Here is a 20265-nt window from a genome sequence, read left to right as displayed (position 1 = left end):
ATGAGAACAAGCAACCGGACCAAATCACACTGTACTTCACTTTACTCTGTCTATTGACCTTTGTAAAGGGATGGAAAAAGTTGCGGCCATGAGGTATCATTTACATAAATTTTACGTAGCGTTTACACTGCGCTGACGCTTGATGTTGATTACGAATAGTACAATTATATGAGAACTTCTAACCAAGAATAGATATGCAACACATTCGGAGGCCATACATGCATAGAGACGTCAAAACAGGCAACTACGTTAATCGTGATTTGAGTTGGGTTGAATTTAATCGGCGCGTACTTCAGGAGGCCCAGGATCCAACAACGCCTCTGCTGGAACGCATGAGATTTCTCGGCATTGTCGCTAGTAATCTGGACGAGTTCGTCAGTGTAAGGGTGGCGGAGACAAAAGAGAAGATCAAGGCCGGATTCACGCAAAAAGATTTTACAGGATACACGCCATCGGGATTGTACCGCAGATTGATCAAACGAACCGGGACCATGGTCGCCGAACAGTATAAAACGTATCGTGAACTCATTCGTCTACTCGCCAAGAAAGGCGTGAACATTCAGGAATATACAGATCTTAATGTGACACAGCAGCGCGCAATGGACCAGTACTTTCATGAAATTATTTTTCCGGTACTCACACCGATGGCGATTGACCAGAGTCGTCCGTTCCCACTGGTACACAACAAGTCTGTCTATCTGTCCGTGATGTTACAGAAGGAAGGGGAGCAAGAGGGAGAGCCGTTTATGGCTATTGTTCAGGTACCTTCCAATCTGCCGCGGGTAGTTCAGGCTCCCATTCGGGCGAATAGCAAAAAGAAAACATTCATACTGATTGAAGATCTTATCAAACATCATATCCATACGCTCTTCAGCGGATATATCTCGCTTGCTGCACAGGAATTCCGAGTGACCCGTAATGCGGATCTGTTCATTAATGAAGAAGAAGCGGAAGATCTGCTTGAGGCTATTGAAAAAGAATTGCGCCGCAGACGCCGCGGGGCTCCTGTACGACTGGAAGTGTGCAAGGATTTTCGTCCGGATGCCTTATTGGAATTGCAGGATGAATTTGATATTCAGGACCCGGTATATGAAATTGATGGACCACTTGATCTGAGTTTTCTGGCGGGATTCGTAGACAGTCTGGAAAGTTTCTCACATCTGAAATACAGTCCGGTGAAGCCAGTCTACCCACTTGAGTTTCTGCCAAGAGAAAGTCATTTTGAGCTACTGCGCAAACGCGATGTACTGGTGCATCATCCGTACGAATCGTTTGAACCAGTCACTGATTTTATATTGGAGGCTTCGGAAGATCCAAGAGTTCTGGCCATCAAGATGACCTTATATCGAGTCAATGGCGATTCACGCCTTATTCCGGCACTTGCACTTGCAGCTGAGAGTGGTAAGCAGGTCACGGTGGTGGTGGAACTGAAAGCCCGGTTTGATGAAGAGCGTAACATTGCTTGGGCGCGTAAGCTGGAGAAAGCCGGTTGTCACGTGGTATATGGACTGGTTGGACTGAAGACCCATGCCAAAATCATTCTTGTTGTACGCAGGGAACAGCAGGGGCTGAGACGTTATGTTCATGTAGGAACCGGTAACTATAATGAGAGTACAGCCAAAGTTTATACGGACGTGGGACTGTTCACCTCTAATCCAATTATTGGGGAAGATGCATCCGAATTGTTCAATGAGATTACCGGATACTCCGGTCCGAAGGCATTGCAGGCGTTCCGTGTAGCTCCGGATGGTATGAAGGATGAGTTGTTTGCACTGATTCGTAGAGAAACAGAGCACGCGCTGAAAGGCAAACCTTCCAGAATCATTGCCAAGATCAATTCCTTATCCCATCAGGAAATGATTGATGAATTGTACGAGGCTTCTCAAGCAGGCGTGCAGATCGATCTGATTGTGCGTGGTGTATGTTGTCTGCGTCCGGGGGTAGAGGGGCTCAGTGAGAATATTCGGGTCATTAGTATTGTGGATCGTTTTCTGGAGCATTCACGGTTGTTTTATTTTGAAAATAGCGGCAACCCCGATGTATTCATCTCCAGTGCAGACTGGATGACACGTAACCTGAATCGAAGAATTGAACTGATGTGTCCCGTATTTGATCCAGAGCTGAAAAAGATGCTGGTCGATATTCTTAATCTGTCCCTTATGGATAATGTCAAAGCGAGACAACTTATGCCTGGTGGCAATTATGTATTTGTAGAAAATGAAAAGCCCCCGCTGAGAAGTCAGACGGAGGCCATGGGTATTATCCCTTGGAAGCCTGCTGAATGGAGTGCGTTAACGTAACTCCCCAGGCTTCCTTCAGATCCTTGACGGCCTCTTCCAGGCCATCAAGTTCCAGTAACGGCTCAGCTGTACAGGTGAATTGCACCTGCAGCGAGTCGTTTTCTTTTGTTGCTTTGATCGCAGCGATGCTCTCTGATCGATTGATGGCTTCAGCTACGCGCAGCAGAGAGCCTAAACGATGAGCATGCCGCTCATCCGAGTTTTTCAGAATGTCCCGGTGCTTATTCAGCAGCTGGGGCGTTCTTTTTTTGGGATGATAATCAGCTGCACTGGCACTTAGAATGGTCTCCCGATGAGAAAGTCCATAAATGCTTGAATTCATAATCCAATAGGCCGAGTGCTGTGTATAACGGAAATAGTTAATCTGTTTACCTGCCATGTGCAACATGGAGGATGCATACAGGATTCGGGCATCTGCTTGATCAGGAGGGGTACCTTGTAATGCTGTATACAGGGTAACCATATCCTGATGAATCCGTTGCAGACGTTTCTCTGGAATAGGTGGACCAAAATGGATAAAGTTGCGGATACTGTCCTTCAGCGCGTCTGGAACGACCGGCTGCCCTCCAGCCATGTAATCACGCAACAACCCGTCTCGTAGACCCGCGCCACTAACCACATAACGATCTCCCTGTATTATCTGGAAGACAGTTCGTAGGATCAGTACGCCGGGCACAATGATGTCAGCGCGATCTTTGGCGAGCCCAGGTACCTTTTTGCGCTGTGCCGAGGTGAGATGTGGTAAGGAGCGAGCGATGTTCTCCATCGCTTCCTCACTGATCTCATAATGATGGCTGACAGGCAAAGAATACTGGGTACGCTTCTGTTCCACTTTGGCGAGTGTACGCATTGTGCCGCCAAGTCCGATGAGTGGCAGACCAGGATGCTCACGAATCCAATCCTGTCCGCGGAGAGCCTCAGTGACTTCGTTGCATAATGCATTTGCATTCTCCTCAGTCCACTGATCTTCGCCCCCGTAACGGGCATGTGAATTCACTGCACCAATAGGGAGGGAGATGCTATGTAACCTTTTCCGATCCCGAAAGACCGTGATCTCTGTGCTGCCGCCTCCAATATCCACGACGTAACCGTCTGCCAGATCAATGGATTGAGTGACACCAAGGAACCCATAATAGGCCTCCCGATCTCCCGATACACATTCAATGGTAAGCCCCGTCTCGGTCTCCAGCCATTCAATAATCTCCAGGACATTGCTTGCATTACGAATAGCTGCGGTAGCTGCTGCGCGAATCAGTTTGGTCTGATACGCTTCACAGGTCGCTTTGAATTGACTCAAGATGGTGATGGCTTTATCCAGAGAATGGCGCAGAATGGTTCCATCGGACTCAACAACGCTGCTCAGACGAGCGGCGTATTTGTCTTCATGAATGATGCGATAGGCTTCGTCCTGATCCAGTTCATATATAACTAGACGAATGGAGTTTGAGCCGATATCAATAATTCCTAAGGTTTCATTAGTACGTGTCATAAGCATCTCCTTCTACAGAGTTCAACTACCCAAAGTGAAGAAGGGCAGCCATGGCTTCCGGTGAACCCGGCGGTGTGGCAGAGAAGGGCGTAGTTAACATAACAACAATGATAAAGACGATGAAACAGGCAAATATAAGACAACTCACGGCAAAGCCGCGATTACGCTTTTGCATAAACAGTCGAATACCTGTGACAAAGAGAAGTACCGTAACAGCTACCAGAACGATCGACATTGCAAAATAGGCTACGCCATAAAGTGATTTGAAAAAAGCTTCCATTTGTTCTTAACGCTCCTTAGATCCTCATATTTAAGCCCTTCCAAGCCATTCCTTAGTAGCATACGACAGATTGACTTGTTTGAAAAGTAAACCGGGCGCGTGTTCCCGTTTCCGCCATCACCCTGGGACAGGTTACATGGAAAAGGGGCCTTTGCCGTGGACAGACATCCAAGAAAGCAAGGCTTCTGTTGAGTATGTATAAGGAAGGACTATTGTTTCAAGGAAGGAGATCAACCCATGTCGAGACAACTTGCAAGCAAATGGCGGAAGACAGCGGCTCTGATGAAATATCCGGTAGCTGCTGTCCATATCCCACAGACCAAGGCATTCAACTCGGGTAATCTGCTGCAAATGCTCAGTCGTTATGGAATGGTGTATGTCAAACCTATTGTAGGAGGCGGAGGTTACGGTGTTATCCGGGTATCGGCCAGCGGTGGGGCTTATCGATACACCCATATGAAAACGACCCGTTCTTTCGCCAGTTTCAGCCAGATGTATCGCTCTCTGGTGCGTGTAAAGGCTAGACGCAAGTACTTGATCCAGCAAGGCATTCATCTGGCAACAATTCAAGGGAGACCTGTTGATTACAGAGTCAAAGTTGTCAAAACCCAACGAGGCTGGGTATTCCGTTCCTTAGTAGGACGACTCGCTCGTCCCGGACTCTGTGTGACGAATCTGAGCAAGGGTGGCACCATGTTATCCGGAAGGCGAGCTCTTGGTTTATCCCTGCCACATATATCCGGTCGGCACAAACGCCGGGAGATGCGTTCCCTTACAATGACATGTACGTACATTATGGAAAGTCAGTTCCCTGGTGTAGGTCAGCTTGGATTTGATTATGGACTGGATTATTCAGGCAAGATCTGGATTCTGGAAGTGAATACCAGACCCCAATAGAAAATGAATGGGAAAACTCAAGAAAATTCAAGAAAAACCGATAATATATAAAAGAAAACGGTATGAAAACCGTTTGAAATTTTACATTACCGGGTAATTTACTCGCAACAAGTCTTGAAACTATGAATTTATTCCAAAAAAAATACGCTGATAAACGTTCTGACAGTAGTACAAACTCCCTGTGCATAAATATTGTCCACACTATACACGTTGACTACTCTATATTTTTTCCATTTATCAACAAACTATGCACAGGATTTCCACATATCGTTGTGGATAACAAGAACGCTTGTTCTCTATATAAATCTCTGATATGATAGTTTTGAGGAAAAAAAAGGAAAGGTTGTGGCGGGAAATGGCTATGTTATCCGATGAGATGTTGTTGGATTCCTACCATAAAGCGATTGAGTTGAATCTCGAACGAGATTTCATCGCACTGCTGTTGGCAGAAATCCATAAGCGCAAACTGGGTACCGACGTATCTGCCATTCTTCACTAGAGATCCTCATTGCAGGCAATGTTACAGGTTTCCGGACAAGTCCCATAGTGAGACTGGCCATGGCGTGCTCGTCTGACAATGGTGACAGTACATCACATGATTGCAAACGTTTTCGACTTCGTCTGCCGTGTCAGAGGAAGGTTGGAATACGTAGGGGCTGTATGGTCCGGTGTAATCATCCAATTTGCCGCATTCTAACAGTCCCTGAAGGCAGTGGGGGCAAGCCTGCTCCGGTACAACCAGACCGTTACACAGCGGGCATATATAAGACAAGGGTATCCCTCCTGATATGGATTCACTCAGGAGTAAGATACCCTTTTTTGTATCAATATATGTTATTTCAGCAAAACTAGCGTTTCATGTTACTGCTGTGTCCTGGGGACAACTTGGCATCCGGATCGAAGTACACCTTCGCATTGTTGACGGCTGTTGGAGCTTCGCCGAATCCGACAGCGATCAGCTTCAGTTTACCCGGATATGTTGTGATATCTCCGGCAGCGAAGATTCCTGGAATAGATGTTTCCATGCGGGAATCAACAACGATGGAGTTACTGTCAATTTCGATACCCCACTCGGCAATCGGTCCGAGAGAAGAGACAAATCCGAAGTTAACGATCACGTCATCTACTTCGATTTCCTGAGTTTCTTTGGTTTTCACATGAGAAAGGGTTACCTTGGTAATCGTGTCATCCCCATGAAGTTCCGTGATTTCGGTCGGTGTAACGACATTCACCTTGGAATTCATCAGGTTTTCGACACTGTGCTCATGTGCACGGAACTTGTCCCGGCGATGGATCAGCGTTACTTGCTCAGCGATAGGCTCCAGCATGAGTGCCCAGTCTACCGCGGAGTCACCGCCGCCACTGATCAGTACTTTTTTGCCAGCGAAGGCATTTAGATCACTGATGAAGTAGTGCAGGTTACTCTTCTCGAACTTGGCAGCACCTTCAAGCTCCAGGCGACGTGGTTCGAATGCACCTACACCAGCTGTAATAATGACGGCTTTGGCATGATATTCATTCTCATCCGTCTTCACAACGAAATGTTGCTCATCCTTTTTCTCCACCGATACAACCTTTTCTTCAAGCCGGATGTTCGGGTTAAAATGATTCATTTGCTCAACCAGGTTATTCACCAGTTCCTGAGCTGTTACTTTCGGGAATCCGGCTACATCATAGATGTATTTCTCCGGGTAAAGAGCGGCAAGTTGTCCCCCAAGCTGTGGCATACTTTCAACCAGTGTAACGGATGCCTGACGCATCCCACCATAAAACGCAGCGAACAGACCCGCAGGGCCTCCACCGATAATAAGTAAATCAGTCATATCATGACTGGAATTTTGTGCAGTCAAGAATCAACAACACCTTTCATATTTTAATAGGTAGTTAACAGAAAGAATGTGCAGGCTACGTATCGTAACCGGCATGGGTGCTGAACTGTCTTTCCTATTATAAACGGTGTATTCAGGGTTGCAAAGTTAGCGGCGTCACGAAACTGGGAACAATTGATGAAGATCAGATGAGAATAGGATGAAATTGGAAATGAAAGGTTATGAAAAATAACAAAAAAAACCTTGATCTTTACTAGAAATACAGATATCCTTGACCTGTACTATGTGTTTTTTTGTCTAATTTAGAGTCAATATGTAATATGAAGACAGATCCCGTGTTTTGTAGAATCTTGTGGTTAATTTCACAACTTGAAACGATAACTTGCGTGCAAACGTATCAATTTCATAAACCCTTTAGTTGCTTCAATCAAGTCTAGATATAGATCAAAACGGTTCGATACGTCGATATCTAGTTTCATAAAATCCATTTTTAGTGAGTTATGAAATTGATGCAAACGTTTAAATAAATTCGCGAAGTTAACATTTGTCGTCATAATGGGCAAGACCTCATCAATATTTGTAAGTATGTGCATTTTGCATTTCACCCAAGATCGGGCTGATGCAAGTGAAACCGGAAGGGGTATAGACATGAGCAGTATTCCCAAAATCGTCATCCTCGGCGCGGGCTATGGCGGGATTCTGACAGCCCAGCGGCTGCAGAAGGAATTGAACTATAACGAGGCCGACGTCACACTGGTGAATCGGCATGATTATCATTATATTACTACACATCTACATATGCCGGCAGCCGGCACGGATACCATTGAGCATGCAAGAGTACCCATTTCGAAGCTGATTGATGAGTTCAAGATTGATCTGGTCAAGTCTTCCGTGAAGGAGATTCGTCTGCAGGATCGGAAGATTATTCTGGAGGACGGCACGTTATCCTATGATTATCTGATTATTGGACTAGGCGGTGAGCCTGAGACTTTCGGTATTCCAGGGATGCTCGATCACGCCATGACAATCCGCAGCATTAACTCGGTCAGACTGATTCGAGAACACATCGAATATCAATTTGCGATGTACAAAAACGATAACAAACGAAATCGTATTCGGTTTGTCGTAGGTGGAGCGGGTTTCAGTGGTGTTGAATTCGTAGCTGAACTTGCAGATCGTATTCCACAGCTGTGCAAGGAGTTCGACGTGAATCCGAAACATGTGCACATCTATAATGTAGAGGCAGCGCCTTCGGCCTTGCCTGGATTTGACCCGGAATTGGTAGAACATGCAATGAATGTGCTCAAGAAAAAGGGTGTTACTTTCAAAATTGGTGTTCCAATCAAGCAATGTCTCCCGGACGGGGTTATTGTGGGTGAAGGTGAAAAGCTCGATGCAGCTACAGTCGTATGGACCGGCGGTATTCGCGGTAACTCACTGCTTGAACAGGCAGGTCTTGAAGTGATGCGAGGACGTGTGAAGGTAGATGATTATCTGCGTGCTCCTGGACATGAGCATGTCTATGTCATTGGTGATAATTCACTTGTGTTCAATGCTGAAGGACGGCCTTATCCGCCAACAGCTCAGATTGCGATGCAGCAGGGTGTGAACTGCGCTAAGAACGTCGTGGCATCCATTCGCAAGAAACAGCCACAACCTTTTGTATTTACGAGCAAAGGCACGGTTGCATCACTTGGTAAAGGTGAAGCTATTGCCGTTGTGGGCGGCAAGAAATACAAGGGCTGGAAAGCGGCTCAGTTGAAGAAGCTGGTAGATCTGCGTTATCTGTTCATCATTGGTGGTATTCCGCTGGTACTGAAGAAAGGGCGGTTTTTTGGATGAGACATTGCAGTGTTCAGGTCCGGGGACTATTAACACGTGAAGAGCTGGATCGTTACAACGCCCTGATGCAGGTCGGTGGTTATCTCGAGGAACAGGATCAGTATGATCTGGCCTACATCGTGCAGAAAGAAGTGGATATTCTCATTATGCCTGCGATTGAGCGGCTTAAAGAGAAGGGACGTGACCGTGATCGGGCCACAGCCGAATTCCTCGAATCGCTGAAAGCGGTAGATGATGAGGACGAGGATTAGAGACGATATAAGTTGAACTAAAGATGTTTACACATACACTTCAATGACAGAATAACCTTCCAATCGCTGTTATCCCCAGATTTTTTTGATTCCCTTTTGTTAAAGGGAAAATCCGGTGATAAAGGCGAACGCTTCGCTTTTTCAGGTTTTTTCTGTCCTTTCCGTTTTTGTGTAAATAAATAGTTCAAACAATATAGATCTAAATCAAGCTTGAGGTAGTAGAATATAGATAGATAATAAAGCACCGCAGACAGTATCCTTTACAGGAGATGTCGCGGTGCTTTATTGTGCTTTGTACTATTTTTACAGCTTAAGCATGTCTTCCAGTGTTCCTTCGTTCAACAGACTTCCCACATAGAACGAACCGAATTCGCCATAACGGGCGCTAACTTCATCGAAACGCATCTCATAGACGAGTTTCTTAAACTGAAGTGCGTCATCCGCAAATAGCGTAACACCCCATTCCCAATCGTCGAAACCGACAGAGCCGGTAATGATCTGTTTTACTTTACCCGCATAGCTGCGGCCAATCATGCCGTGACTGCGCATCATGGTGCGACGCTCGTCCATGGACAGCATGTACCAGTTGTCATTCAGCTCACGTTTTTTGTTCATTGGATAGAAGCAGATGTATTGTCGTTGTGGCAGAACAGGTTTCAGACGGGCGATAATATCCGGATTCTGCATCGGGTCTTCGCCTTCTTTGCCAAGATAGTTGCTCAGTTCCACTACACTGACGTATGAATACGATTTGGTTGTGTATTGGGCAAACATCGTTTTGTTAAACGCGTTCTCAACAGCCTTCAGATCCTCCAGCGTTTCACGCAGGTGCATCATGACGAGGTCTGCTTTTTGACCTACAACCGTATATACAACAGTACTTCCTTTGGATGAATCCTCGACTTCTTTCCATTCTTTCCAGAATTCCTGAAGCTCGTCCAGTGCTACAGCGCGTTCTTCATCATCTGCTGCTTTCCAGGCGGCCCAGTTAATCGAGCGAAAATCATGCAGGGCATACCAGCCCTCCAGTGTTGATGCGGCTTCGTTCATTGGTTGTGTTCCTCCTGCAAGGTATATTTCCAAATCCCTATAAGAGGGTGTTCAAAAAGTCCGCTTTTGATTACGAATCATGCCTGGTGGCATCTTCAGCGTCGAATATGGCATTCAGCCGAAATAAGTGGGAGGCTTACGAAGTATGTTTCCTTAGGAAACATTGTAGCTGCTCACGTAGCTCTATCTACGCTCCGCTGCTCCATTTCTAACTTCATTCCATCTTCTCGGTACTGAAAACCAGTCTTTTTGAACACGCACTATAAGGGACGGGTGATTGCTTTATCGTTTACATTGTATCCCAACATGAAGCAGAAGGGCAAATGAACAGAGTATAAATATAGGGAAATTTGTCCAGAAAGTTCGTTGCTTCGCCACATTTTTTGCGGTACACTAACTACTATCCAGAAGTGAAACCTGAATGTGTGAAAGAAGAGGTGAATGTCGCCCGATGCAATTTATACCTGTGTTAGTATTGATGGTATTATTTTTCGTTATGATGTTTGGTATCGGTTTCATTCTGAACATGCTGATGAAGACAACCTGGTTTCCTTCCTATCTGTTCATTATTGTAATTCTGCCTATTGTTGTGTACTCTCTATGGGATCAGTCGTCATCTCTGATGTCACATCTGGGTTCTTTCCAGCTTGTAGACTATATGACGGGCATCGCTGGACTGGCTGGTGCGATAATCAGTGGCTGGACGATCCAGAAGTTGCGTTTGGGTGGGTACAGAATGTTTTAGATTGTTGGAAAGAGGTAACACATGCCACTGTAATCGCGTGAAAGTCTTGTCTTTGTCGTAAACGCTTACGAGTACAAAGGGAAGGCTTTTTTGCTGTTCATTTATATTAGAAGGATTATTGTACACTTGTACTTCATATACATCTGGAGAACATTCTCTTCAGATCTTCACTTGTATTCTGCTGCTAGAGCTTTTATAGTATTCTAGCGGCTCTCGACATTTTATTTTAGAAATTTGCTGAATTCGGCGAAAACGTGAATGATGTCGACCTAGGACGAAACGGAACGAGAACAGGCCATCTTTTTACCTGTTTTTGAGCATTTGAGGATCAGACATTTATGATAGAATAGATAAACATACTTTTGGGGAGAAGGAGATCAGGCTATGCGCATGAAGAATCTGCACCATTATACTGAACATCATCGCTACTGCGTATACAGGGAGTTTGGACTTAGCGCCCTGGATGACCGTATGCTTACAGGAGCATATCAGCCCATGGTAGGTGCTTTTGCGGTTGGCTTGTATCGGCTGTTGTTTCAGCATCTTCCCGGTGAACAGGTCGGTTATTCGCCGCTTGAACAGCAACGGAGGCTGTTCATGACGCTTGGCTTGGAGCCAAGTGAGAAAGGGCGCAAATATTTGTTAGAGCAGACATCCAAGCTTGAGGCAGTGGGGCTACTTCAGACTTCACGGCTATATATACCGGAAAATGATGATTACATCTACGAATATGAGCTGCAACCGCCGCTCTCTCCGGCAGAGTTTTTCCGGACACAGCATTTGACACTGCTGCTTCGTGACAAGATAGGCAAATTCGCCGTCCTTTCCCTGCGTTCGGGTTTCTCGGCAGTGGAAAATGGGGACGCGCCTTATCCGGCAGCCAATAAAGAGAATATTTCCGTTCCCTTTTACGATATATTTGAATTGAATACCCATGTGATTGATTACGAGTTGGAGCAGGCTTTGTCGGAAGTATCAACTACGGCCCAGCGGACAGGCACGAATGATGCAGCGGAAGAAAATAGTTTGAACTATGCCGACATTATTTTGCGTTTTCCACGGGAGTCGGTCAATCGTCGTCATGTAGAACAGCTGCGGTTCGATCATGAACAACTGGGCATTGTAAATTATGTAGTAAACAAGTTTAACCTCAGTGTGCAGGATGTATGCCGTCTGCTGGACGAAGATGATATCTTCAGTCCACAGGGCCAGCTGATTCTGGATGATCTTCAGCATAAGGCGAGCATGCAGTTCAGACAGACGAAGAAGCGTCATGAGCAACAGACTGTACAGGCGGCCAAGGTCGTGGCACTGAGACAGCATATGGAGGAGCCAGAGCGGAAAGAAGACTCCGGTGAACCACCTGTTGAGCATGGAGTACAGATGGAATACTACGTCGAAGTACCTCCACAATTTATGACCAAGTGTGATATTCATCAATATAATATGATGTTGCGCAATGAGCCATACACACGTCTGTTGCAGACGTTCTTCCCAGGTGCAGTACCGGACAATCTCATCGATATATTTGAGAAAATTGATCTGAGTTACAAGTTGCCGGGTGAAGTCATCAATGTATTGATTCATTATTTGATGGCATTACTTGTATCTGGCGGCGAGCAACGGATTAACCGTAACTTCGTTGAGGCCATTGCCTCCAACATGCTGCTCAAGCAGGTGAACTCATATGAGAAAGCTGTGCAATATATTCGTGATCAGGCCAAGGTCAAAGGCAAACAGGCTGCTGGTGCAGCTGGAACCCGTACCCGTACATACGGCAAAGGAACCAAAGCCAAGCCCGAAATTCCGATTGTACAAGACATAAGCACCGATGGGGACGCCGTATCCGAGGAAGAGTTCGAAGAGATGATGAGATTTGCCCAGCAGATGCAGGCGAGTAAGCAAAAAGGAACTTCTTAAATATTTTTAATAAAGCCAAAAAGACGAGTCCTCCGATTAATGGAGACTCGCCTTTTTGCTATATAAGTTGAACTGAAGCAACGTATTTTACGTTTAATCATTTTTTTTATTATTTTTTAGAATATTTATCTAATCTAAACCACTGCTGAAATTCTTTTTTTGTGATTTTTTTTACAGGCTTAACTTTTTTGCTTCCTGTATCGTATCTGAAAAGAATCCATTGATCTGAAGGATACTCACTAATATAATCAATATTTTTTCCGTTCTTATGCCATAAAATTAGACCTGTGCTAATATAGTTGGTTGCCCGAGGGAGATAAACAACGCTGTCTTTCTTAGTGTCGTATATTGCTAACGTGCTTTTATCCGTACTTCCATAAGAAAATGCAATAATGTCTTCTTTTGGTGACCAATTATATGATGAAAGGGTTTCTACATTTTGTTTACCTGCTTTTTCAAGACGTTCGTTTATAATCGTGTACTTTCCTGTTTTAAGGTTCATGAGAATGAGGTTGCTGCCAGCACTTTTTTCTACTTGGATAGTAATCCATTCATTCGATGGAGATACAGCAACACTAGTGATATCCAATAATTTAACTTCAAAATCTCCCGTTTGTAGGGTGTGCTTTTCTTTACCATGAGTAACTACAATGGTGTCAATGATGTTTTGCTCGAAATCAGCAGCAGCATCTTGCTTTAAGGTGTTCGCGGTTATCGTGATGTCGTCGCCTCTCCAGACAATTTTGTTTGAGCCTTTTGTTTTTTCAAACTTAGATATACTCTGGTATGTCGAAGAGTTCACAGATGTTGAGTTAGCAACAATATGTGCTATTTTATCTGAAGTATGAAGTGAAGATGATGCAGTTGATAACGTGCCTAAGCTACCTAAAACAATGACGCTTGATAATAAAACATTAGTGTATTTCATTATTATCTCTCCTTCATTTTGGGAAGGCGGTTACATAATGTGATTCCCTCCAGATATATTCCATTCTTTTCTTATGATTACTCATTTGTAAAGATATAAAATCATAGAGAATTATGAAGTGAGATTTCAAAAAGGGTGATTAGTCCTGTAAGTAACAAACCTGAAAGATTGAATACATATTTATTTTATATTTATGTGGCCTTCTGACTCTCTCTGGTGTCTAATTCATTGTAAATCAAGAGGAGGTTCTTACCATGTCAGGAGCTCATGACACAAAACCTGTTTATCCGGATAAACAGGAAAGTATCACTAACTTTGAGAACACTTATGAGCTGTATCGTCAAAGAATTTGCAACTACTTTTCCCTGAAATTGAACCCGATGGTTGCAGATGATTTGACTCAACAGGTGTTTTTAAAAGCAGTCGAGAATCTTCACCGATTCCAAGGGAAATCAAATTTATTTACATGGATATTCAAGATTGCTCAGAATACAGTGAAAAACGAATATCGAAGATTATCGCGAAAAAAAGAAACGCCGTTTGATTTTACGGGATATGAATCACAGTCGATCTCCCTTGAATTTACGAAGTATGTTGATTTTCGAATTGATATCGGAGTTGCGCTGAAAAAGTTAAATGAAACCGACCAGGAAATCATTGCATTACGCTTTTTTGTGGACTGCACATTGCTTGAAATTTCTAAGATTGTAGGGATGCGTGAGAGTGCAGTAAAGAACAGGCTCTATAGAGCTTTGGAAAAACTTAAAAAGGAACTGAAAGAATGGGGAGGCGTTACGATCATGTCTATTCAAGATGTGATTTCAATTGTTAATAAGGGTGAAAACGAGGGATTGAACAATACGCCTAATAAAGTACACCATGATTTGTTCAATGAACTAAGTGATCATATTGAACGAATCTCGTTAAAGTACAATTATCATCCATCGCGAAAAGTAACGATTGAAGTATATCCTGATATGCCATCGTTTCACCAAGCGGTCGGAGAAGCAGATGCTCCGAATTGGTTCATGGGTACCTATGAAGGGAGTATTCTTAAAATTGTATCTCCATTAAATCCAGGACCGGAGCATACCTATCAATCGATTCTTAAAGGTACGGTTCACTTGTTCACCATGTGGCTAATAAGTGAAATCAATCCGAAGGCTCCGAAATGGATAAGGCAAGGAATTGGTGGATATGAAGCCAAGCTGATGACTCAGGACTATATTGAAGGTACAACAGAAGAGGCTATCCACAATCTAGAGATCCCAACGTTCGAACAATTAGATAATGATACCTGGGATTTCGAAACGATGAAGGGTTTTCAGTTTTCGTTCCTATTTGTGGAGTTTGTTGTTCAACAATATGGAATAGACCAGTTAAACAAATTGATCCGTAACCCCCAGGATTTTAATGGTATCTTTCAATGTTCCGAGAAAGAATTACATCAGAAGATGGTAGAATTTATAAGTAAGTAACCCATACAAAAATGTATGTTGCCCGGGGGGAAGAACCGGGCTTTTTTTAACGTGGTTAGAGTTATGGTAAAGGTACTATCAATAAATTGGGTTATTTTGTATAATGCATATAAAAAGAGGTTGTCTATGAATCCTATGGATGAATGTAAATAATACATATGGAGGTAATTAAGTTTGAAAACTCACTACTATTTCAGTTGGTTTAATCATTTTTTTCCTGAGAAGCTGGTCCATTATTTGCAGGAGGATATACAAGACAGAAAATCGCTTGTTATGATTAGTGCTAATCCGTCTGGTTATAAAGATGAGCAAGTTAACTTTGATGATATTTCTGAATGGACATGGTTGAATCAGGCTAATATTATTTTTGATGAATATCATTTCATTGATTACCGTATGCAGAAAGAAGATGCTCAGCGATTCATTCAGAACGCTTCTGTCATTTTTTTATGCGGTGGATATCCTGTTCTGCAGAACAAATTTTTGGCGGAATATGAATTATCGGATATTATTAAGAATAGCAATGCGGTTATAATGGGTGCCAGCGCCGGTGCGTTAAACATGGCTGCAAAATGGTTAAGTTTGAATAACACTGATGAAGTTGAAACAAGTACTATTTATGATGGTATTGGCTTTGATCATTTTGCCTACTAATCTCATTCTCAACGCGATTACGCAACGTTTGTTCAAGGTTACCTGTTCCCCTTGTCTGAAGAGATTGATATTTATGCAGCAGAACAGGAGAGCGCTATACGTGTAAAGGACGGCAAAATAGAAATAATGGGACCTGTATATTTAATTTCCCACTCAAAGATTCAGAAGTTGGTTGAGACGCTCTAATTAGGGTGAGTGGCTGTGACCTTACATAAGTAATTCCTTTTGATGTATAAAATCATGGCTAACAGGCGAATCATCTCAGGTCTCCCTTCTATAATTGGAATACTGTTTGTAAACAGATGCAATCTTAATATTCCTATGGCCTATAGTCGGCAGGTATCAAAGTAATCAGTTGATTATTTCAACTAGTGGACTGACAACAGGGATCGTTATCCTTATTGGTATACCTTTGGGGACGGTAGAGAACACGAAAATTATACTAGGATGATGAGCTCCTCATTAAGCTAACGGGAAACGTTATACGATTGCGATTAAAAACTACCCATGACGCACATGCGTCATGGGTAGTTTTTAATCATTTCCATACGTTCAGGAGGGGGCCGTGTGAAATAGCGATGTCCTAATCACTTCGTTGGACAGGACAGACAAAGTTTTGTGTAAAAATGGCCACCGTCCGGGAACGACTATCCTTCGTATACATTTCCGAACCGACTTACTTGACCGGCCCCATCCAGGTTGAAATCGTCTTCTGCTGGTGCGGCAACGGCGGTTTCAACTTCCCGTTATCGATCAAATGCTTCAAAATATAAGCGACAAGCCGGCCTCCGCCGGTGTTGCCTCTCACCATGTAAGCAAGTTGCGGCTCCAAATGCTTCGGCTGATTTTGCAGGAACAGCTTGAGCATTTTATCGTAGAGCTTGCCGACAGCAGGCGCATACAGAGCGGACAAATCCGGCATTGCCTTGTTCAACCGATCCAACGTTTGCGGAGAGTCGATCCAAACCGCATTGAACTTGTACCCCTCCTCCGTTTTGCGGATGTACCCCTTCTCCAGCAGGAACGAATATTGCTCGCTGTTCTCTTCGTTGTCGGGCAGTTCTCCTTGTTGGAACGCATGACAAATCTCGACATTCCGGTATTCCAGGGAACGCCAATCCACCTGGCGGTCGCTCCAGTACGTATTGAATTGCCACAAGTATAAGGGGCTGTCTTCGACGTAGCGGAGCGACGGACCGAAGGTGATGTAACTGCTCAAATCAAAACCCGGATCGGCATTGCTGCTCGTGTTCAACGCCGCATAGGCAATATACTGACCTCCGTCCTTTCGCATTGGTGCGACCGCATCGAAGTTGTCGCCCGCCGGCATGCTCCGCCAAGATTGCTCCTCGACGTTCTTGGGCAGCAAGGTCCAGAGCAGGAAGTTATAGTCGCCGTCCGGAACGTACACTCCGCTATCCTCGACTTGCCGGCGAACTTCCATTAACGCGTCGAAATGAACATCGGCCACTTCGGCGGCGCAATCTTGCCAGAATTGATGACCAGCTACGGCTAACTCGAAGAGGTCCCAGACGATGGTATTGCTTTGATATTTGCCGGGAGAGGTTTGGATGAGAAAATTGTAATCGGCCAGATGCCGGACTTCGCCTTCCAGCAAAGACGGCGGCATTCCAAGCTCCTCCGCGATTTGATGTACGGTACGCGCCTTATGATAAGCCGCGTAAACGATATTTTGCGCCAAGGCGCGTCCAAGAAAATCGTTGGTTTCGCCCAGGCTGCCGGCCGAACCGGAATGGCCCATTTCCCCCATGCTGATCGGATTGACACTTAAAGTTCCTGTTGCACGCATACGTTTCATCCCTTTCCGTAACTTCTTTTTGGCCTCGCTCAAATGCCACTTCACCGTGTTGACAGGAATGTTCAGAGCAATCGCGATATCGCTGATTTTAAGCTCGTCGTAGTAATGCATGACCACGATCCGGCGATGGATGTCGGACAGAAACGCGACTTCTCGACGGAGCTCGCGGTAAGCTTCGGTTACCAGCAGCCGGTCAAGCGGCTCTCGGGAAGGGGCAGCAGACAGTTCGGACATGCCGTTGATTTCGAACGCTTGGGGAACGTGCGCACGCTTTTTCAACCAATTCACCCAAGTGTATCGGGCAACCGTCCAGACGTAAGCGTCAAGGCTTCTAATGTCCCGCACCCCAGAGAAGGATTTTAACAACTGCAGCATAATCTCCTGAGCCAGATCCTCCGCCTCGGCCCGCTGTTTGATACGATTTAAGGCAAAACCGAAAATCGGTTTGACATAGCTCCGAATTGCTTCCGCCGCTTCTTTTTCGTTTTTACCAATTGAATCCATCTTTTGCCTCCATAGTTGCATCTGTAATTCCTGACAATTATATAGTGTGCCAGGCGAAATAAAGGTTGGAATTATTTTTTAAAAAATTTGGACGTCCTACCGGATCGCTCATACATGTATAATTACAAACATCAACATCATGAGTAGGTCATTTAAATGGTTAAAGAGGCGTTATGAACTTTTTGTTAAACAAGATGAAGATTACTTTAGATGTAAAGATCTCACTTTTAGTATATAAAGATACTTTTTTCCGTTCAACTAAGGGAGGATACAAACTAGGAGCTCGAGCCGAAGTTCTTCTTCGGGTACTTGGGGTACTCCTTCGTTCCGTAATTAACCAGGAGTGGTCTCGATTAATTATTCAAATGCATAATTGAGGTTCATTAAAATAACGGGAAACGTTAGCTTAATGCACAAAGAATCAACGTTACAACTAACGGATTTAAAAAGGAGCCCAATTTGATCTGCCTAATTAAGCTAGCAAGTAGGTTAACGGCAAGGATCATATGTGGGCAGAACTGTAATATCAGGAGAATTTATGAGCTTAATAGGGGATGATGATTACTTATTATTCCAGATATATGCTACTCTCTTTTTATTCCATAGTTTTCTTAACGGAGAAATGGGAATTTAAATGTTGGGGGTAATTGCTTGCTTCTATCCGAACGATTGCCAATTGCAGCAAGTCTGTACCCTGAGGAACCTGCGTTAATGAGACATGGGCAAACGATGAGTTATGGGGAGCTTTACGGTCTGGTTGAAAGATTCAGTCATACCCTGTATGTTGAAGGACTCCGGGCCGGTGATCGTATTGCCCTTTTAGGTGATCCAGATCCCCAGCTCGTTGTTGCGTTTTATGCAGCAGTTGGGATCGGCGCTATACCACTCGTTCCTTCTCCTATGCTAACAGTACCTGAACTCGCTGCCATATTTCAGGATGCAGAACCACATATGGTTATTCATGATGACCAACATGCTAAAGTAGCTATTGCCACGGTAAAGCTTCTTGGGTATTGTCCAAAACTGTTCACGATAGACGAAGAAGGGACGAATAGCAGTTCGCTCGCTGCTCTTTTACAGCAGGAACCTGCGTTCTCTCCAAAAGACCATTCCAAACGAAGTGTAGACGATACGGCAGTCCTGATTTATACGGGTGGGACAACTGGTCGACCAAAAGGGGTCATGCATTCGCATCGTGGTATGGCTGCTTGGAATCAACTTACGCCTTCTGCAGGCTTCGGTCATGATCTCAGGCGTCGTGTGTTAGTGCTCAACCTATCCCATCTGGTGGGTCAGTTCCAGCTGTGGGCGACCATGGTTGCCGGAGGCTGCCTTGTATTTCTAGACGAATACCCAGCGGATGTACACCGCATTATGGAAGCTATTGAACGTGATCAGATTACACAACTCAGCACAGTAGGCCAACTGCTTCGTGATCTTACCCGCGAGGCATCCGTAGGAGGTAGAAACTTGAAGAGCCTATCGCTTATTGGTTGCGGAGGGTCCATCATTTCCCCGGATACACTACAGGAGGTCGTATCGCAATTTCCTGAAGTTATCATTGTGAACAACTACTACAAGCGGAATGTGGAATGTCCATAAGCCGCCTTTTTCCTGCTCAGCATATGGGCGATCCTCATCGCCTTCGATCCGTAGGTCGTCCTGCTGACTTGGCTGCCCAAGGTGAGCAGGCCTTCGAAGTTCGGATAATAGATACGGACGGAAGTGAGACAGTTACGGGCGAGGCTGGAGAAATCGTTGTTCGGGGTGCACAGACCATGCTGGGGTATTGGCTCCAGTTGGAGGCTACTGCCGAGACCATGTCCGATGGCTGGATTCGAACTGGGGATGTCGGTTGTCTGGATGTCGAAGGTTATCTTTATGTGTTTGATCGCTTGAAGGATATGGTTATTGTGGGCGGTTCCAATGTGTTTTGTGCCGAAGTGGAGCATGTTATTGTGAGCCATGAGGCGGTAAGCGAGGCGGCCGTAATCGGGCATTCTCTTCCTGACGAAGGAGAGGAACTCGTCGCTTTCATAGTGTTACGGGATGGTGACAGTTTGGATCTGACGCGGGTGCGGGCGTTTTGTGAGCCACACCTTGCTCCGTACAAATGGCCGACTCAACTGTTCATTGTGGATACTTTGCCGAGAACAGCCGTGGATAAAATAGACAAAAAGCAGTTGCGCAAGCATCTATCCTCAATTTCATCCGAAGGACTATGCTAACGGGAATGCTGTTTAATAGCTGTTGGGCAGAATATTTATTGTTAGATCAAC

Annotated in this window: 17 protein-coding genes and 1 pseudogene; 11 read left to right on the top strand and 7 right to left on the bottom strand. The window is 44.7% G+C overall.

Translation table 11 applies throughout. The features are described from left to right. Positions 1 to 218: 218 nt before the first annotated feature. A complete protein-coding gene (gene ppk1, locus EL84_RS07960) occupies positions 219 to 2300 on the top strand; it encodes a polyphosphate kinase 1 (protein WP_036605760.1) in 2082 nt (693 codons plus the stop codon). Here the strand turns inward: ppk1 and EL84_RS07955 are convergent. Together EL84_RS07955 and EL84_RS07950 are read right to left on the bottom strand one after the other, a co-directional pair. Then, a complete protein-coding gene (locus tag EL84_RS07955; RefSeq protein WP_047841288.1) occupies positions 2260 to 3789 on the bottom strand; it encodes a Ppx/GppA phosphatase family protein in 1530 nt (509 codons plus the stop codon). The two genes, ppk1 and EL84_RS07955, sit on opposite strands and share 41 nt — an antisense overlap. A gap of 25 nt (positions 3790 to 3814) precedes the next feature. Continuing rightward, positions 3815 to 4069 carry a hypothetical protein gene (locus EL84_RS07950; protein ID WP_017692428.1) on the bottom strand — a complete coding sequence of 85 codons (255 nt, stop codon included), beginning with the start codon at positions 4067 to 4069 and terminating at the stop codon, positions 3815 to 3817. Positions 4070 to 4306: 237 nt separating this feature from the next. Here EL84_RS07950 and EL84_RS07945 point away from each other — a divergent pair, with 237 nt between their 5' ends. Both EL84_RS07945 and EL84_RS07940 read left to right on the top strand, forming a co-directional pair. Further along, positions 4307 to 4966, top strand: coding sequence for a YheC/YheD family protein (locus tag EL84_RS07945; protein ID WP_036605763.1), 660 nt, complete (start codon positions 4307 to 4309; stop codon positions 4964 to 4966). 355 nt (positions 4967 to 5321) lie between these two features. Beyond that, positions 5322 to 5465 carry a sporulation histidine kinase inhibitor Sda gene (locus tag EL84_RS07940; RefSeq protein WP_017692430.1) on the top strand — a complete coding sequence of 48 codons (144 nt, stop codon included), beginning with the start codon at positions 5322 to 5324 and terminating at the stop codon, positions 5463 to 5465. Positions 5466 to 5486: 21 nt separating this feature from the next. Here EL84_RS07940 and EL84_RS31695 read toward each other — a convergent pair whose 3' ends face one another. After that, complete coding sequence (locus EL84_RS31695; RefSeq protein ID WP_074096361.1) at positions 5487 to 5738, bottom strand: hypothetical protein; 252 nt, start codon at positions 5736 to 5738, stop codon at positions 5487 to 5489. 76 nt (positions 5739 to 5814) lie between these two features. Beyond that, the gene (locus EL84_RS07935; protein ID WP_207765610.1) at positions 5815 to 6789 is read right to left on the bottom strand and encodes an NAD(P)/FAD-dependent oxidoreductase; all 975 of its coding nucleotides are present in this window, start codon (positions 6787 to 6789) and stop codon (positions 5815 to 5817) included. Positions 6790 to 7443: 654 nt separating this feature from the next. On the opposite strand from EL84_RS07935, the gene EL84_RS07925 reads away from it, so the two are divergent. Both EL84_RS07925 and EL84_RS07920 read left to right on the top strand, forming a co-directional pair. Further along, positions 7444 to 8637: an NAD(P)/FAD-dependent oxidoreductase gene (locus EL84_RS07925; protein WP_036605766.1), complete on the top strand. Its 1194-nt coding sequence runs from the start codon at positions 7444 to 7446 to the stop codon at positions 8635 to 8637. Further along, positions 8634 to 8888, top strand: coding sequence for a hypothetical protein (locus EL84_RS07920; RefSeq protein ID WP_036605767.1), 255 nt, complete (start codon positions 8634 to 8636; stop codon positions 8886 to 8888). Before EL84_RS07925 ends, EL84_RS07920 begins: the two co-directional genes overlap by 4 nt. A 303-nt stretch (positions 8889 to 9191) precedes the next feature. Here EL84_RS07920 and hemQ read toward each other — a convergent pair whose 3' ends face one another. Further along, positions 9192 to 9938 (bottom strand): hydrogen peroxide-dependent heme synthase, encoded by a 747-nt coding sequence (gene hemQ / locus EL84_RS07915; RefSeq protein ID WP_036605768.1) that lies wholly within the window; start codon positions 9936 to 9938, stop codon positions 9192 to 9194. Between the two features lie 451 nt (positions 9939 to 10389). On the opposite strand from hemQ, the gene EL84_RS07910 reads away from it, so the two are divergent. Continuing rightward, complete coding sequence (locus EL84_RS07910) at positions 10390 to 10683, top strand: YuiB family protein (protein WP_036673352.1); 294 nt, start codon at positions 10390 to 10392, stop codon at positions 10681 to 10683. Between the two features lie 384 nt (positions 10684 to 11067). Next, positions 11068 to 12603 carry a helicase DnaB gene (locus EL84_RS07905; RefSeq protein WP_036605770.1) on the top strand — a complete coding sequence of 512 codons (1536 nt, stop codon included), beginning with the start codon at positions 11068 to 11070 and terminating at the stop codon, positions 12601 to 12603. 109 nt (positions 12604 to 12712) lie between these two features. Here EL84_RS07905 and EL84_RS07900 read toward each other — a convergent pair whose 3' ends face one another. After that, positions 12713 to 13531, bottom strand: a complete 819-nt coding sequence (locus tag EL84_RS07900; RefSeq protein ID WP_047841287.1) for a hypothetical protein — start codon at positions 13529 to 13531, stop codon at positions 12713 to 12715. 254 nt (positions 13532 to 13785) lie between these two features. Here EL84_RS07900 and EL84_RS07895 point away from each other — a divergent pair, with 254 nt between their 5' ends. Next, a complete protein-coding gene (locus EL84_RS07895; protein ID WP_047841286.1) occupies positions 13786 to 15009 on the top strand; it encodes an RNA polymerase sigma factor in 1224 nt (407 codons plus the stop codon). A gap of 174 nt (positions 15010 to 15183) precedes the next feature. Then, a pseudogene (locus tag EL84_RS07890) lies at positions 15184 to 15849 on the top strand (Type 1 glutamine amidotransferase-like domain-containing protein). Between the two features lie 490 nt (positions 15850 to 16339). Here EL84_RS07890 and EL84_RS07885 read toward each other — a convergent pair. Next, positions 16340 to 17986, bottom strand: a complete 1647-nt coding sequence (locus tag EL84_RS07885; RefSeq protein WP_047841285.1) for an RNA polymerase sigma factor — start codon at positions 17984 to 17986, stop codon at positions 16340 to 16342. 651 nt (positions 17987 to 18637) lie between these two features. On the opposite strand from EL84_RS07885, the gene EL84_RS07875 reads away from it, so the two are divergent. Together EL84_RS07875 and EL84_RS32725 are read left to right on the top strand one after the other, a co-directional pair. Further along, entirely contained in the window at positions 18638 to 19588 is a 951-nt protein-coding gene (locus EL84_RS07875; RefSeq protein WP_047841283.1) for an AMP-binding protein, read from the top strand. Further along, entirely contained in the window at positions 19579 to 20214 is a 636-nt protein-coding gene (locus EL84_RS32725; RefSeq protein ID WP_053061419.1) for a class I adenylate-forming enzyme family protein, read from the top strand. Before EL84_RS07875 ends, EL84_RS32725 begins: the two co-directional genes overlap by 10 nt. The last annotated feature ends 51 nt before the right edge of the window (positions 20215 to 20265 follow it).

This window comes from Paenibacillus sp. VT-400 (genome assembly GCF_001029205.1).
GTDB lineage: Bacteria > Bacillota > Bacilli > Paenibacillales > Paenibacillaceae > Paenibacillus > Paenibacillus amylolyticus.
Note: the sequence above shows the minus strand (reverse complement) of the source record. Positions and strands in the feature narration are given on the sequence as shown.

Bases quoted from the DNA above. Each gene is read 5' to 3' on its own strand.
- EL84_RS07925 (WP_036605766.1), top strand. From the start codon at position 7,444: ATGAGCAGTATTCCCAAAATCGTCATCCTCGGCGCGGGCTATGGCGGG.
- EL84_RS07950 (WP_017692428.1), bottom strand. From the start codon at position 4,069: ATGGAAGCTTTTTTCAAATCACTTTATGGCGTAGCCTATTTTGCAATG.
- EL84_RS07895 (WP_047841286.1), top strand. From the start codon at position 13,786: ATGTCAGGAGCTCATGACACAAAACCTGTTTATCCGGATAAACAGGAA.
- EL84_RS07945 (WP_036605763.1), top strand. From the start codon at position 4,307: ATGTCGAGACAACTTGCAAGCAAATGGCGGAAGACAGCGGCTCTGATG.
- EL84_RS07940 (WP_017692430.1), top strand. From the start codon at position 5,322: ATGGCTATGTTATCCGATGAGATGTTGTTGGATTCCTACCATAAAGCG.
- EL84_RS07885 (WP_047841285.1), bottom strand. From the start codon at position 17,986: ATGGATTCAATTGGTAAAAACGAAAAAGAAGCGGCGGAAGCAATTCGG.
- EL84_RS07900 (WP_047841287.1), bottom strand. From the start codon at position 13,531: ATGAAATACACTAATGTTTTATTATCAAGCGTCATTGTTTTAGGTAGC.
- EL84_RS32725 (WP_053061419.1), top strand. From the start codon at position 19,579: ATGTCCATAAGCCGCCTTTTTCCTGCTCAGCATATGGGCGATCCTCAT.
- EL84_RS07920 (WP_036605767.1), top strand. From the start codon at position 8,634: ATGAGACATTGCAGTGTTCAGGTCCGGGGACTATTAACACGTGAAGAG.
- ppk1 (WP_036605760.1), top strand. From the start codon at position 219: ATGCATAGAGACGTCAAAACAGGCAACTACGTTAATCGTGATTTGAGT.
- EL84_RS07935 (WP_207765610.1), bottom strand. From the start codon at position 6,789: ATGACTGATTTACTTATTATCGGTGGAGGCCCTGCGGGTCTGTTCGCT.
- EL84_RS07955 (WP_047841288.1), bottom strand. From the start codon at position 3,789: ATGACACGTACTAATGAAACCTTAGGAATTATTGATATCGGCTCAAAC.
- EL84_RS07910 (WP_036673352.1), top strand. From the start codon at position 10,390: ATGCAATTTATACCTGTGTTAGTATTGATGGTATTATTTTTCGTTATG.
- hemQ (WP_036605768.1), bottom strand. From the start codon at position 9,938: ATGAACGAAGCCGCATCAACACTGGAGGGCTGGTATGCCCTGCATGAT.
- EL84_RS07905 (WP_036605770.1), top strand. From the start codon at position 11,068: ATGCGCATGAAGAATCTGCACCATTATACTGAACATCATCGCTACTGC.